Origin of the sequence: Actinoplanes palleronii, from assembly GCF_016862315.1 — a bacterium.
GTDB lineage: Bacteria > Actinomycetota > Actinomycetes > Mycobacteriales > Micromonosporaceae > Actinoplanes > Actinoplanes palleronii.
In genome coordinates this window covers 64,576-77,906 of sequence record NZ_BOMS01000042.1, presented here as the reverse complement: position 1 = coordinate 77,906, position 13,331 = coordinate 64,576, and the positions used below count along the sequence as shown (strand labels likewise).

Annotated in this window: 12 protein-coding genes; 4 read left to right on the top strand and 8 right to left on the bottom strand. The window is 69.0% G+C overall.

Going from position 1 to position 13,331, the window contains the following annotated elements:
• Positions 1-262: 262 nt before the first annotated feature.
• Positions 263-577, top strand: a complete 315-nt coding sequence (locus Apa02nite_RS15115) for a chorismate mutase (protein WP_067689076.1) — start codon at positions 263-265, stop codon at positions 575-577.
• Positions 578-964: 387 nt separating this feature from the next.
• Here Apa02nite_RS15115 and Apa02nite_RS15110 read toward each other — a convergent pair whose 3' ends face one another.
• The 7 genes from Apa02nite_RS15110 to Apa02nite_RS15080 all read right to left on the bottom strand — a co-directional run bounded on the left by Apa02nite_RS15110 (position 965) and on the right by Apa02nite_RS15080 (position 8,793).
• Positions 965-1,972 carry an ABC transporter ATP-binding protein gene (locus Apa02nite_RS15110; RefSeq protein ID WP_203825500.1) on the bottom strand — a complete coding sequence of 336 codons (1,008 nt, stop codon included), beginning with the start codon at positions 1,970-1,972 and terminating at the stop codon, positions 965-967.
• On the bottom strand, positions 1,965-2,975 hold the full coding sequence (locus Apa02nite_RS15105) for an ABC transporter ATP-binding protein (RefSeq protein WP_067688573.1): 1,011 nt from the start codon (positions 2,973-2,975) through the stop codon (positions 1,965-1,967). Before Apa02nite_RS15105 ends, Apa02nite_RS15110 begins: the two co-directional genes overlap by 8 nt.
• Before the next feature lie 25 nt (positions 2,976-3,000).
• The gene (locus tag Apa02nite_RS15100; protein ID WP_067688571.1) at positions 3,001-3,939 is read right to left on the bottom strand and encodes an ABC transporter permease; all 939 of its coding nucleotides are present in this window, start codon (positions 3,937-3,939) and stop codon (positions 3,001-3,003) included.
• Positions 3,932-4,858, bottom strand: a complete 927-nt coding sequence (locus Apa02nite_RS15095) for an ABC transporter permease (RefSeq protein WP_067688568.1) — start codon at positions 4,856-4,858, stop codon at positions 3,932-3,934. The genes Apa02nite_RS15100 and Apa02nite_RS15095 overlap by 8 nt, the downstream gene beginning before the upstream one ends.
• A 128-nt stretch (positions 4,859-4,986) precedes the next feature.
• Positions 4,987-6,624, bottom strand: coding sequence for a peptide ABC transporter substrate-binding protein (locus Apa02nite_RS15090; protein WP_203825499.1), 1,638 nt, complete (start codon positions 6,622-6,624; stop codon positions 4,987-4,989).
• Positions 6,625-6,871: 247 nt separating this feature from the next.
• Entirely contained in the window at positions 6,872-7,537 is a 666-nt protein-coding gene (locus Apa02nite_RS15085) for a response regulator (protein ID WP_067688562.1), read from the bottom strand.
• On the bottom strand, positions 7,534-8,793 hold the full coding sequence (locus Apa02nite_RS15080; protein ID WP_067688559.1) for a PspC domain-containing protein: 1,260 nt from the start codon (positions 8,791-8,793) through the stop codon (positions 7,534-7,536). The genes Apa02nite_RS15085 and Apa02nite_RS15080 overlap by 4 nt, the downstream gene beginning before the upstream one ends.
• A gap of 133 nt (positions 8,794-8,926) precedes the next feature.
• Between Apa02nite_RS15080 and Apa02nite_RS15075 the strand changes: the two genes are divergently transcribed.
• Genes Apa02nite_RS15075 through Apa02nite_RS15065 form a run of 3 tightly spaced genes read left to right on the top strand, consistent with a single transcriptional unit; the run spans position 8,927 to position 11,993 of the window.
• Positions 8,927-10,339, top strand: coding sequence for a PspC domain-containing protein (locus Apa02nite_RS15075; RefSeq protein WP_203825498.1), 1,413 nt, complete (start codon positions 8,927-8,929; stop codon positions 10,337-10,339).
• Positions 10,336-10,695 carry a hypothetical protein gene (locus Apa02nite_RS15070; protein WP_203825497.1) on the top strand — a complete coding sequence of 120 codons (360 nt, stop codon included), beginning with the start codon at positions 10,336-10,338 and terminating at the stop codon, positions 10,693-10,695. The genes Apa02nite_RS15075 and Apa02nite_RS15070 overlap by 4 nt, the downstream gene beginning before the upstream one ends.
• A gap of 53 nt (positions 10,696-10,748) precedes the next feature.
• Complete coding sequence (locus tag Apa02nite_RS15065) at positions 10,749-11,993, top strand: phosphatidylserine decarboxylase (protein WP_067688549.1); 1,245 nt, start codon at positions 10,749-10,751, stop codon at positions 11,991-11,993.
• 260 nt (positions 11,994-12,253) lie between these two features.
• On the opposite strand, the gene Apa02nite_RS15060 is transcribed toward Apa02nite_RS15065, so the two are convergent.
• Entirely contained in the window at positions 12,254-13,162 is a 909-nt protein-coding gene (locus Apa02nite_RS15060; protein ID WP_083971174.1) for a CDP-alcohol phosphatidyltransferase family protein, read from the bottom strand.
• Positions 13,163-13,331: the final 169 nt, after the last annotated feature.

The following is a 13,331-nucleotide window of genomic DNA, read 5'->3' as shown; positions in this document are numbered from 1 at the left end:
AGCCCGGACTCCTGCCCCGCCTCGCATCCCAACGTTCGGGCGGTTTCCTTGCGGCTCGGTCCGCGAGCGGGGCATACTCGGCTCGTGATCCAGCGTGCGCGATTTTTTTACTACGGCCCCGGAAGTCCGGCAGCCGTAGGTCGCCACTGATCCACCGACCTACTTCAAGCCCCGGGCTTCTCACAGCCCGGGGCTTGTTGTCTTCCCGGGCTGGGTTGTCCGGGCCCCAGCACCCGAGGAGCACGACGTGACCGCCGACGTGATGGACCCGTCCACCAACCCTGACCCCTCCGACGCCGGGATGGACCAGACCACCGGCGCGGGCAAACCCCTGGCCGCCAACGAGATCCTCGGCATGCGCGAGCGGATCGACGAGATCGACCAGGCCCTCATCGACCTCTGGCTGGAACGCTCCCGGCTCTCCCAGGCCGTCGGCAAGACCCGGATGGCCTCCGGCGGAACCCGCCTGGTCCTGGCCCGTGAACGCGAGATCGTCGACCGCTTCCGCGCCGCCCTCGGCCCGGACGGCACCCAGGTCGCCCTGCTCCTGCTCCGCTCCGGCCGCGGCCCGCTGTAACCCCGGCGTGTGTGAACTTTCGGCGCGCTCCGCACCCAAACTCCACACACACCCGCCAACCCACCGCAGCGTGTGAAGTTTGGGCGCGCTCCGCACCTCAACTTCACACACACCCGCCGACCCACCGCAGCGTGTGAAGTTTGGGCGCGCTCCGCACCCAAATTCCACACACCGGGTTTTCCGTGACCACCCACGGACGTCGCCCCGGAGGGCTTCGCGTTCTGGACGCGCCAGCGGCCAGCGAAGCCCGCAGGGGTCCCGGCGGGAGCGACGATCCGGACCACAGCGGACGCACGACAAAAAGCTCTTGAATTTGATCTTGGAAAACGTCGCGGACATGGTGAAGGCCGGGTCGGATCGCTCCGGCCCGGCCTTGCTGCCCGTGGGTCAGCGACCTCGCACTACGTCGCGGATCTCCGCGAAGTGGCACGCGCTGGGGTGCGGGGAACGCTCCCGGATCTGCAGCAGAGGCTCCTGCTGAGCGCAGACCTCGGTGGCCTTCCAGCACCGGGTGCGGAAACGGCAACCCGACGGCGGGTTCGCCGGTGACGGGACGTCGCCCTCCAGGACGATCTGGTCACGGTGACCGCGCAGGCGCGGGTCCGGGACCGGTACGGCGGAGAGCAGCGCCTGCGTGTACGGGTGCGTCGGCTGCTCGTAGATCGCCTGGTCGTGACCGGTCTCGATGACCTTGCCGAGGTACATCACGGCGACCCGGTTGGAGATGTGCCGGACCACCGACAGGTCGTGCGCGATGAAGATGTACGACAGGCCGAACTCTTTCTGCAGCCGCTCCAGCAGGTTGATCACCTGGGCCTGGATGGACACGTCGAGCGCCGACACCGGCTCGTCACAGACGATGATCTCGGGCTTGAGCGCGAGCGCGCGGGCGATGCCGATGCGCTGACGCTGGCCGCCGGAGAACTGGTGCGGGTACCTGTTGATGTGGTCGGGGTTGAGACCGACCGTGTCCAGCAGGTCCTGCACCGCGCGCTGCCGGCCCTCCTTCGGGACGACCTCCGGGTGGATCGCGAACGGCTCCCCGATGATGTCGCCGACCGTCATGCGCGGGTTCAGCGACGTGTACGGGTCCTGCAGCACCATCTGGATGTTGCGGCGGGCCCGGCGCAGGGCCGAACCCCGCAGCTTGACCATGTCCTGACCGCGGACGTTGATCGAGCCGGCGGTCGGCTTCTCCAAGCCGACGAGCAGCTTGGCCAGGGTCGACTTGCCGCAGCCGGACTCGCCGACCACGCCGAGCGTCTCGCCCCGGCGCAGCTGGAGGTCGACACCGTCGACGGCGCGGACCGCGCCGACCTTGCTCTTCAGCAGGATGCCCTGGGTGATCGGGAAGTGCTTGACCAGACCCTTGGTCTCGAGGACTACGTCACTCACCGATGACCTCCCGGAAGAAGTGGCAACGGGCCGTGCGGTTCGGTGCGACGGCGTACGCCGGCGGCGCCGGGTCCTGCCGGCAGGCGTCCCGGGCGTAGCGGCAGCGCGGGTTGAACGCGCAGCCCTTCGGGACGTCGGTCAGCAGCGGCGGCAGGCCCTGGATGACGCTGAGCTGCTGCCCCTTCATGTCGAGCCGGGGGATCGACTCGAGAAGTGCCTTGGTGTACGGGTGCGCCGGGCGGGCGTAGATGTCGTAGATGCCCGCCTCTTCGACGACCTTGCCCGCGTACATGACCGAGATCCGGTCGGCCACGTCCGCGACCACGCCCATGTCGTGCGTGATCAGGATGAGGCCCATGTTGCGCTGCTGCTGCAGGTCGGCGAGCAGGCCCATGATCTGCGCCTGCACCGTGACGTCGAGAGCCGTGGTCGGCTCGTCGGCGATCAGCACCTCCGGGTCGAGCGCCAGCGCCATGGCGATCATGACGCGCTGCCGCATACCACCCGAGAACTGGTGCGGGTAGTCGTCGACGCGGGTCCGGGCCGCCGGGATCTTCACCTGCTCGAGCAGGTCGATCGAGCGCTTCTTGGCATCCGCACGGGACATTCCGCGGTGTTTGCGGAACAGCTCGCCGAGCTGGAAACCGACCGTGTAGACCGGGTTCAGCGAGGAGAGCGCGTCCTGGAAAATCATCGCGATCCGGTTGGCCCGGACCTTGCGACGCTTCTCCTCGGTCAGCTTCAGCAGGTCGACACCGCGGTAGCGGATCTCGCCCTGCGTGACGTAACCGGGCGGCGTGTCCAGAATGCCCATGATCGCCTGCGCGGTCACCGACTTGCCACAGCCGGACTCACCCAGGATGGCGAGGGTCTCGCCCGGGGCGAGCCGGAAGTTGGCGCCGTTGACGGCCTTGGCCACGCCGTACTGGGTGCGGAACTCGACGTGCAGGTTCGTCACGTCGAGCAGGGGTGCGCGCGGGTCGATGCCCGGTAGGACATCCATTTGCGCCGAAATATCAGTCACAGGGTCACCGCAACTTCGGGTCGAAGGCGTCGCGGACGGCGTCGCCGAGCATGATGAAGGCGAGCACCGTCACGCCGAGGAACAGAGCCGGCCAGACCAGCGGCCACGGCTCGCTCCGGGCGAACTGCGTGCCCTCGGAGATCATGATGCCCCAGCTGATCGCGCCGTTCTTCAAACCGACGCCGAGGAACGACAGGGTCGCCTCGCTGGAGATGTTGATGCCCAGGAGCAGGGTCAGCAGCACGATGTACGACGCGATGGAGTTCGGCAGGATGTGCCGCAGCATCAGACGTCCCGGGGTGGCGCCGAGCATCCGGGCCGCCGCCACGTAGTCCTGCTGCTTCGCCGAGATGACCGCGGACCGCATGACGCGCGCGCCGGAGGTCCAGCTCAGCAGGCCCAGCGTCAGGGTGACCGCGAGAACGCCGTCCGACTTCGGGTCGCCACCGAGCCGGCGGGACAGCACGATGCCGGCCAGCAGGAACGGGACGCCGAGCATGATGTCGACGAACCGGGACAGGATCGCGTCCACCCAGCCGCCGAAGTAACCCGCCGCGAGCCCGAAGAGCAGGCCGATCACGCCGGAGAGCAGCGTGGAGAGCACACCGACCTTGATCGAGTTCCAGGCGCCGTTGACGACCTTGGCGTAGATGTCGCAACCCTGGAAGTCGTACCCGAACAGGGCGTTGCCGGCCGGGCCCTTGAACTGGTTGGACAGCGCGCACTGCGACGGGTCGGCGGAGGTGAACAGCGTCGGGAAGATCGCCATCACCAGGATCGCCGCCACCATCACGATGGCCACCCAGAACATCTTGCGCTTGCGCAGATCGTTCCAGGCGTCGCCGGCCAGGCTGCGCGGCTTGTCCCGCTTGACCCGGCCGTGCGGAACGTTCGGCTGACCGCCCGGCGCCTCGGCCGCGGTCACGGTGTTCAAGTCACTCATAGCGGATCCTGGGGTCGAGGGCGGCGTACAGCAGGTCGACGAGCAGGTTGATGAACAGGAACAAGATCACCAAGATGCTCACGAAACCGACCACGAGCGGGCCGTCCTCGGTGTTGATCGCACGGGCCAGGTTGAAGCCGACGCCGGGGATGTTGAAGACGTGCTCGGTGACGATGGCCCCGGCCAGCAGGCCGCCCAGGTCCACGCCGATCAGCGTGACCACGGGGATCAGCGAGTTGCGCAGGACGTGCACCCAGATGACGCGCATCCGGGTCAGGCCCTTGGCCCGCGCCGTCCGCACGTAGTCGGCGCGCAGGTTCTCCACCACCGAGGTTCGGGTCACCCGCATCTCCGGCGCGATCACGATGCATGCGAGCACGATCGCCGGTAAAAGCAGTTGATAGAAGGTCGCGTCCCGTGTTGCGGTAGGAGCGAACCAACCGAGCTGGATGCCGAAGATCAGCTGAGCCAGGGGGGCGATGACGACGATCGGCATGGCGAGCAGCACGAGCGTGATCAGCAGGGTGGAGTTGTCGAAGATGCCACCCCGCTTGATCGCGGAGTACACACCGGCGGTGACGGAGAAGGCGGCGGCGATGACAATCGCGATGATCGCGAGCCGGAAGGTGACCGGCCAGGCGTCGGACATCATGTCGTAGATCTTGCGGCCGGTCATCGAGGTGCCGAAATCGCCGGTCAGCACCCCCTTCATGTAGTACCAGTACTGCATGAAGAAACCTTCATCCAGGTGGTACCGCTCGGTCAGCGCGATGCGCTGACTCTCGGAGACGGGTCGTTCGCCCACCAGTGCCTGGATCGGGTCTTTCTGGTTGGCGAACATCAGCGCGTATACCAGGAAGGTGGCCCCGAAGAACGTCAGGACCATCTGTAGTAAGCGCCGCACGATATAGCGGAACATACGGGTTTAGCCTCTTCCGCGGAAGAGCGCCGGCCTCGTGAGCACGGCGACGATGAGGTTGGGGTAACACAGTGGTGGCGCCACGGTTTCATATTCTCCGTGACGCCACCACCGGTCTAGCAGTCAGATCAGCTGACAACTTCGATCTTGTAGATGTCGACCTTCGAGAAGAGGTCCAGGGTCACGTTGGACACCTTCTCGGAGTAACCGAACACGTTCTGGCCGTTACGCAGCGGGATGACCGGCATCTCCTTGGCGAGGATGTCCTCGGCCGCCTGCCACTTCTTGATGGCCTCCTCCGGCGTCGCCGCCGCGGAGCCCTCCTTGACCAGGTTGTCGAAGGTGGCGTTGCTGTACCCGTAGTAGTTGGAGGAACCGTCGGTGCTGTACAGCGGGCCGAGGTAGTTCTCCATCAGCGGGTAGTCCATGATCCAGCCGAGGCGGATCAGGCCGACCGGCTGGTGCTTCTCAACCTTGGTCAGCAGGTCGGCGAACTTGGGCTCCTCGCCACCGACGCAGTTGATGCCCAGGGAAGCCTTGATCTGGTTGCACGTCGCGTCCACCCACGCCTTGTGGTTGCCGTCGACGTTGTACGTGATCTTGATTTCCTTGGGACCCTTGGCCGCCTCGTAGAGCTCCTTGGCCTTGGTCGGGTTGTACTCGCAGTTCTCGCCACAGGTGTTGGCGCGGTAACCCGCGACGACCGGGGAGACGAACGAGGTGGCCGGCGACTGCGAACCGAGGAAGATCTGGTCGGTGATCTCCTGGCGGTTGATCGCCATCGAGATCGCCCGGCGGACGTCGACGTTCTGGTACTCCTTCTGGAACGTCGGGAAACCGACGAACTGGAAGGTGGAGTTCGGGCTCTTCTTGAACCGGTCACCCAGGTCGGCAGAAGCCTTGGCCAGGCTCTCGATCGGGATGGTGGTCTGAACGTCCACGTTGTTGGCAACCAGGTCGGCGTACTCGGCCTGCTGGTCCTGGTAGATCTTCCAGGTGATGCCGTCAACCTTCGGAGCGGTGCCCTTGAAGTCGGCGACCTTCTCCACGACCAGCTGGGAGTCGTGCTCCCACTTGCCCTTCAGCTTGAAGGGACCGTTGCCGATGATGGCGTCCTCGAAGCCGTCGGCGATGACGCCGTCGGACTTCCAGGCGGCCTTCGGCAGCGGGAAGAAGGCGGTGTAACCCATGACCGACTCCCAGCCGGCGAACGGCGCCGAGAGGGTGACGGTGAAGGTGGTGTCGTCGACCTTGGCCAGACCGGTCAGGGTCTTCGCCTTGGGCTCGGGGGCCTTCTGCGGGCCCTCCTCGCCGTCCGGGTCCTTCGACTGAAGGTCCGCGTAGCCCTTGATCTTGTCGAAGAAGTACGACGCACCCTGAGCGTTCGGACCGTACGCGCCGTAGTTCCAGGCGTTGATGTAGTTGTCCGAGGTGACCGGCTCGCCGTTACTGAACGTGAAGCCAGACTTCAGCTTGATCGTCCAGACGGTGTTGGCCTTGTCCGGCGTGATCGACTCGGCGGCGACCGGGTTCGGGTTGTTCTGGGCGTCGAAGTCGACGAGCGGGTAGAACAGCGAGGCCAGAACCTCGGCGCCGTTCGACTCGGTGGCGTTCGACGGGATGAGGTGCTGCGGTTCGCCAATACCGATCACGACCGTGTTCGAAGTGGACGACGAGTCGTCAGACCCGCCGCCACCGCAACCAGCGGCCAACAAGGCGATGGCGGTCGCGCCGGCCGCCATCTTCCATGGGGTTTTCCCAGGCATGGGAGTGTCTCCTTCAGGGGCGCTCACGAGGGGTTGTGTGAGTAGCTGCCACTGTGACACAGGGGCACGGAAACCAATGAGCGCCGTTATCAAGCCGATATTAGCCGTTTACGTCCGTACGCACTCCCAAAGATCGTCCTTTCGGACGATCTGGCGGGCCTGAGCTGGGAGTACTCCCCGCAGTGGCCAAACGTACACCGAGCGCAGGCGTCCGTGTGGCGTTCGGTGACGCTCGGTTGATCACGGGTCAGACGAGCCGACGGTCAGCCGCCCACCGTGACAACTCGTAACGGTTACTCATCTGGAGCTTTCGCAGCACATTGGACACGTGCGTCTCAACCGTCTTGATCGAGATGAAAAGCTCCTTGGCGATCTCTTTGTACGCATACCCCCGCGCGAGCAGCCGCAGCACTTCGCGCTCCCGGTTGGTGAGCTGATCGAGCTCGGGGTCGGCGACCGGCACGTCGGGCCGGGAGGCGAACGCGTCGAGCACGAACCCGGCGAGCCGCGGACTGAACACCGCGTCGCCGTCGGCCACCCGGCGCACCGCGGCGGCCAGCTCGTCCGGCGAGATGGTCTTGGTGACATACCCCCGGGCGCCGGCCCGGATCAGGCCGATCACATCCTCGGCCGCGTCCGAGACGGAGAGCGCCAGGAACTTGACCTGCGGATGGGTCCGCCGGATCGCCTCCAGCACCGCGCGCCCGCCACCGTCCGGCATGTGCACGTCGAGCAGCACGACGTCGGGCTGGATCGCGCCGATCCGGCTGATCGCCTCGGCCACCGTGCTCGCCTCGCCCACCACCTCGACGTGCTGGCCCAGCTCGGCGCGCACGCCGGCGCGGAACATCGCATGGTCGTCGACCAGGAAGACGGTCAGCCGGCTGCTGGACTGGGTAACGGGCTCGGTCATCGTGCTGACTCCTTACCGGCGGTCACGCTCTCCCGGGAGACCGGAAGCGTGAGACGCACCTCGGTACCGCTGCCGGCGGCGCTGCGGATCTCCGCGCGCCCGCCGTGGCGCTGCATGCGCCCGATGATCGAACCACGGACGCCGTGCCGGGTTTCCGCCACACCGCTCAACTCGAACCCCGCGCCCCGGTCTCGGACGAACACGCTCAACTCGTCCGGTTCGACCTCGGCGTAGAGCGAGACGGTCTGCACGCCGGCGTGCCGGGCAGCGTTGACCAGCGCCTCGCGCGCCGCGGCGACGAGAGCCGCGACCCGCTCGTCGCACTGGGTGTCACCGACCACGACGGTCTCGACACTTATCGCATAGGTGTCCTCGACCTCGGCCGACGCCTGCTCGAGCGCTGCCGCGAACCGCTCGGTCGGCGAGGCGGTGGGTTTGTACAGCCAGTTTCGCAGGCTGCGCTCCTGGCCGCGGGCGAGCCGCTGAACCTCTTTGATGTCGGCCGAGTTGCGCTGGATCAGGGCCAGGGTGTGCAGCACCTGGTCGTGGATCATCGCGGCCACCTCGGCGCGCTCCTGCTCCCGGATCCGGCCCTCGCGCTCGGCGCGCAGCTGGCCGAAGGTGCGCCAGACCAGCGGCGCCACCACCACGCCGACGCCGAGCAGGCCGACCAGCGCGAAGATCAGGCCGTTCAGCACCGAGGAGAACGAGTCGTTCGGCGAGTAGATCGCGACCACGCCGATCACGCCGACCGCGACCAGCACGCCGCCGCCGACGAAGCGGAACATGAACGAGCGCCGGTCGGTCTCGCCGACGATCGCGGCCAGCCACGGTGTCGGCGCGTTCGGGTCGATCCACTGCTCGCGGCGGCTCGGGTCGGCCTGGTGCCAGATCACCCCGGCGCCGACCGCGACCACCGCGATCATCCAGCCCACCGTGGTGCGCACCTGATCGCCGAAGACCAGCGCCTGCAGCAGCACCACGCCCAGGCCGATCGCGGCGAACGGGAGCAGCGCGAGAAGGTCACGCCGGGGCGGGGGCTCCTCGCCCCGGGCCTCCTGCGGCAGCACCGCCCAGTAGGCCGCGTAGAGCAGCAGGCCGAGCGCGTTGAAGCCGAGCAGGACCACGAGACTGATGCGCACCGCGATGACCGGCAGCCCCAGATGGCGCGCCAGCCCGGCGGCGACACCGGCCACGATGCGGTGCTCGCGGGGGCGGTCGAGCCGGCGGGGCTGCGGCGGGGCTGCGGTTGTCACCCTCCGATCGTCACACGTGCGGCGGGCTGCGGCCACGGGGAACTTCCCCGGTAACGGCGGCTCAGGATCTCAGGGTGGCCTCAGGGTCACATCCTGAGGCGGCTGGGGCCCGCCGGGGCACAGGATCGAAGGCATGAACGACGAAGCTGCCGAACCCCGTACCCCGGGTGCCGGTCCCGAGGGTGGGCCGGCGCCTTCCACCTCCGACTACCCGCCGCCGCCTCCGCCCCCGCCGGGTGCGAACGTGCCGCCGTGGCTCTCCGCCGCCGGCGCCGCGTTCGCCCGTCAGCAGCTGATCCGCCCCCGCGAGGGGCGGTACATCGCCGGCGTCTGCGGCGCGCTGGCCCGGCGTACCAACACCGACCCGGTGCTGTGGCGCGTACTGCTGGCCGTGCTCGGCGTGCTCGGCGGCGCGGGCGTGCTGTTCTACCTGATCGGCTGGCTGGTCATCCCGTCCGAGGGCGACACCGCCTCGCCGGTGGAGTCGCTGCTCGGCAAGGGCCACTCCGGGATGACCCCGCTCTCCGTGGTGCTGCTCGGCAGCGCCGCCCTGCTCACGTTCTCGTTCGTGGTCAGCGACGGCGCCCGGGCCAGCATGCTCGCGGCCGCCGTCCTGGTCGGCGCGTTCCTGCTGATCAAGCGGGGTGCGCCGGCGGGCATCTTTCCGCACATCCCGCAGCCACCGCCGCCACCGCCGCCCGGCCCGGCCGGCGCGACCGGCCCGGCGGCTGAGGACCCGACGATGGCGTTCACGGCGCCGGCCACCTCCGCACCGACCGGCGAACCGGTGACCCCGCCGACCCCGCCGCCGTACGAGCCGCCGCGCTGGACCCCGCCGACCGAGTCGGGCTACCGCCCGCCGTTCGCGCCGCACGGGCCGTTCGCCGGGAACAGTGCGTACCCGGCGCCGCCCACACCGTCGAAACCGGCGAAACCCCCCAAGCCGCCGAAGGAGCGTTCGATCCTGGGCCGGCTGACCTTCTTCGCCGCGCTCATGGTGATCGGCGTGCTGGCCGCGCTGGACATGGCCGGGCTGAACGTGGCGGTCTCCGCGTACTTCGCGGCCGTGCTGGCCACCCTCGGATTCGGCCTGCTGCTCGGCGCCTGGTTCGGCCGGGCCCGCGGTTTGATCTTCCTGGCCCTGCTGACCACGATCGGTCTGCTGATCTCGACCGGCACCGAGCGCTGGGGCAGCGAGTTCCGGGACAGCGTGTACCGCCCGGCCACCCTCGCCGAGGTCGCCGACTCCTACGAGTTCACCCTCGGCAACGTCACCCTGGACCTGCGCGCCGTCGACTTCACCGGCGCCGACCAGACCACCGCGGTCACCATGAAGGTCGGCCAGCTGCGGGTGCTGCTGCCGGACTCGGTGGACACCACCGCGTCGGTCCGGGTCGGCGGCCGCGCCGTGGTGTTCGGCCAGGAGACCAGCGGTTCCGCGGCGGAATCGCAGGCAGTCACCGACCTCGGCGCGGACGGCGCCGGCGGCGGCAAGCTCCAGCTCGACCTGCGGCTGGACACCGGAAACCTGGAGGTGATCCGATGAAACCGCACCGGATGGATGGCGTCTCGCTCACCTTCGGCCTGCTCTTCCTGCTCATCGCGGCGTGGTGGGGACTCTCCGCGGTGATCACCCTGCACCTGCCCGCGCTGGGCTGGACGGTCGCCGGCGGCCTGATCCTGTTCGGGGTGATCGGCCTGCTCGGGGCGATCACTTCCGGACGCCGGGACCAGCAGCCGCTCCCGGTCGCCGCCGAGGCACGGGTCGAGACCACCCCCGGCGACCTGTCGCCCGAGGTGCACGCCTCGATCGTTCAGGAGCTGCTGGAGGACCCCGGAGTGCGGTTCACCAAGGAGCACGGCGCGGCCGGCCGCGAGGCGAAGGCAGAGCCGGAGAAGTGACCGATGCCCCGCCCACGGGCCACCGCTCGTGGGCGGGGCAATATGCTCGCGGAATGAGCCAGTTTCCCGACGTGTCCGCCACGCCCGTTCCGGCCGTGGGAGCCCGGGCCGCTCGTGCCCTGACCGCCGAGTTCGCCCGGCAGAACGCGGCCACCACCGCCCTGCTGATCGGCGCCGACCACTATTCCGCCGTGGTGGCGGCCGCCGTCGAGGCGCTGCTGCCCGGTGACACCCTGATCCTGGTGGCCGGCGAGCACAGCAGCGCCGACCTGCTCCGCGGCCACATCACCGGCCTGGGCAGCTGGGTGGCCGACCGCGTGAAGATCGTCGAGTCGCTGGACGAGGTCCAGGGCGCCGACGTGGTGATCGTCGGCGAGCCGCAGACCGGCACCGCCGAGGACACCCGCGGCCTGATCGAGAAGCTCACCAAGCACCTGAACGACGGCGCCGTGCTCAGCCTCGCCACCCCGGCCGGCCCGGGCCGCACCCAGGGTGCCGCGGCCGAGCTGTTCCGGCAGGGCTCGCTCTTCGGTGTCGGCTCCGACCTGGTGGTCCGCAACCAGCCGCCGCTGCGCGTGCACAAGCTCCGGTTCACCCCGGCCGACGTGGCCACCGCGGCCGGGCTGGCCCCGGCCTACCGGCCGTCCAGCGTCCCGGTCACCCGGACCATGCACATCGACTCGAACGGCGTCGCCGCCGCCGGCATCGCGCTCGGCCTGGCCGCGCTGGCCCGCCGGGCCCGGCCCAAGTCGAAGCTCTGGCTGATCCCGGCGCTGGCCGCCGGCCCGGTCGCGGCGTTCTTCCGGGACCCGGAGCGGGACGTGCCGACCGACCCGGCGGCCGTGATCTCGGCCGCCGACGGCAAGGTGCTCTCGGTCGAGCGGATGCACGACGAGCGGTTCGGGCCGGGCGAGTTCCTCCGCATCGCGGTCTTCCTCTCCGTGTTCGACGTGCACGTCAACCGCACGCCGGTGGCCGGCCGGGTGGCCGACTACTTCGTCGAGGAGGGTGGCTACGCGAACGCGGCGACGGCCGCCGCCGAGCACAACGTGGCCGCCTACACCGTGCTGGACACCGACAACGGCACGGTCGTGGTGGCGCAGCGGACCGGGCTGATCGCCCGGCGGATCGTGCAGCGGGCACCGGTGGGCACGCTGCTCGCCAAGGGTGAGCGCTACGGGCTGATCCGTTTCGGCTCGCGCACCGACGTCTACCTGCCGGCCGACAAGGCCGAGGCACTGGTCAGCGTCGACGAGCGGGTCGTCGGCGGCTCCACGATCATCGCCCGCTGGCGCTGATCCGACGATCACCGAGATGAGGTCGCGGTCCATCGAGGTCCGCGGCCTCTCCCGGCACCAGGGCCGCTGAGACTGCGACACCCCTCACGGTACGTGGTCAAAACGGTCTTTCCGTGACGTCCCGCACATCCCAGCCGCACAACGCCGTACCCAGGGGTTTCGGGCTTCCGAACGGACCGTGACGTCACCCACAACCGTGCCCATCGCGCAAAAAAGGGGCCGCCTCCCATCGGGAGACGGCCCCTTTTCAGGTCAGGGGATCAGGCGCGCTTGGCCCGCATCCACATGATCGGGCCGCTGACGAGGTACGTCGCGACGACCATCACGAACGTCATCCGCACGTCCTGCAGCGCACCGACGACCGGCAGCAGCCACAACCACGGCGGCAGCTTGATGATCCGGGCGAGCTTCGCGTACGGGAAGCTCGACACCATGGCGAAGGCCAGCAGCGCGACACCGGCCAGCACCGCGAACCCGGGCAGCGGCTGCAGACCGATCAGCACCGCCAGAGCGAGCACCGCGGCGGTCATCGTGGTCGGCACGCCGGAGAAGTAGCGACCGTCCTTCGGCGACACGTTGAAGCGGGCCAGCCGGATCGCGGCACAGCCGGCGACCAGCGCGGCAGCCACCGCGGCGGCCGCGGGCGGCACCCGACCGGCCAGCGAGGCGTAGACCACGACCGGCGCGGCCAGGCCGAACGAGCACATGTCGGCCAGCGAGTCCATCTGCGCGCCGAACGGGCTGGCGACACCGAGCTTGCGAGCCAGCGCGCCGTCCAGGCCGTCGAAGGCCACGCAGGCGATCAGGCAGGCGGCCGCGATCTGCGGACGACCGGCCATCGCCAGGAAGATGGCGAACAGGCCGAGCCCGAGGCTGCTCAGGGTGCACGCGTTGACCAGGGCGAAGCGCACCCGGCGAGCCATGGTGGGCTCGCCCGGCAGCAACGGGATGGTCGCCGGGATCGACTCCTCGTCAGCCGGGACGGCGTCGAAGGCGGGGGTGGTGTCCAGTGGAACTCCGGGGGCGGGGAGGGTACGGATCAACCCAGGCTCCGACCCGGTGTAGAGCACCTCGGCACGGGTCGCGGTGGCGGCCCGGCTCGTCTCGGTGGACCGGCGGCCCACCCGAACCAGTAGGGCTTGCCGGGCGAGAGACCCGCCTCGGCGCAAGCGGCCTGCCCAACGACGACCGGCGGGACGGGGGCTATCCGTCGATCGACGCCGGCGCCAAGGGGTACTCGGCACGTGCTTCCTCCATGGAGTTCGGGGTTCCACCGGCATCGTGACGAGCCCGGCGAAATTGCGGGTTACACCATCGCACAGCGAAACGGCCTTGGCG